General features: G+C 48.5%; 1 protein-coding gene. It reads left to right on the top strand.

Features of this window, described 5'->3' with window-relative positions; all coding sequences use genetic code 11:
* Positions 1-879 (top strand): RCC1 domain-containing protein (locus WFZ85_RS16005; RefSeq protein WP_413789744.1); only part of this gene is annotated, 879 nt, incomplete at both ends.

Here is an 879-nt window from a genome sequence, read left to right as displayed (position 1 = left end):
TTATAGCACTACACAACACGGCATCTGGGCAGTGTTTTACTAAAATTAGTTCGGCATTCCGAAGCAATTATGCCCAAAAAGCAGACGGTTCCCTATGGAACTGGGGCTGGAATAGCTCTTTTCAATTAGGCAATGGCGACGACCAAACCGTATTTATACCCACCCCAGTGATGATTACAGGAAGTGTGATGACTTTTGAATGTGGGCGTTTTAATGCCTTTGTCATTAAAAGCGATGGTACGCTTTGGGGTACGGGAGCCAACTCAACAGGTAATCTCGGCATCGGGTCTACCGTAGCCTCTCCCTTTTTTGTACAAATAGGCACTGCTACCAACTGGCGGCAGATAGAGTCAGGGGTTCTTTTCAGCTTTGGCATCAGGACAGACAACACGCTCTGGGGATGGGGTCAAAACAACGAGTACCAAATGGGGAACAACACCTGCTGTGCCAATCAGTTGACCCCCATTCAAATAGGCACCGCCAGCGATTGGAAACAAGTGAGCGCTTGCTCTACGGCTTCTGCCATTCTTGCGCTGAAAAACAATGGTACCCTCTGGGGATGGGGTACTAATGTCACTGGCCTTATAGGTCCTTCTAACCTCACAGTACGAACCGTACCAACGCAGCTAAGTAATGATACCGATTGGGCTTTTTTAGATACCGGCTCCTTTCATGCGCTGGCGCTAAAAAACAATGGCACCCTATGGGCGTGGGGTGCTGGTGATAGCGGACAAACAGGGGATACACTCCCTGAAATGTTTTTTAGAGATACCCCTGTACAGATAGGAACCGATACTTGGCTGACGGTGAGTGCTGGTTTCGACAGCTCTTATGGCATTAAAAGTAATGGTACACTCTGGGCATGGGGTCGCAATGATA

It is taken from the genome of Flavobacterium aureirubrum, from assembly GCF_038739835.1.
GTDB classification, from domain to species: domain Bacteria; phylum Bacteroidota; class Bacteroidia; order Flavobacteriales; family Flavobacteriaceae; genus Flavobacterium; species Flavobacterium aureirubrum.
The sequence above is the reverse complement of the archived record's forward strand: the minus strand, read 5'-3'. Positions and strand labels throughout refer to the sequence as shown.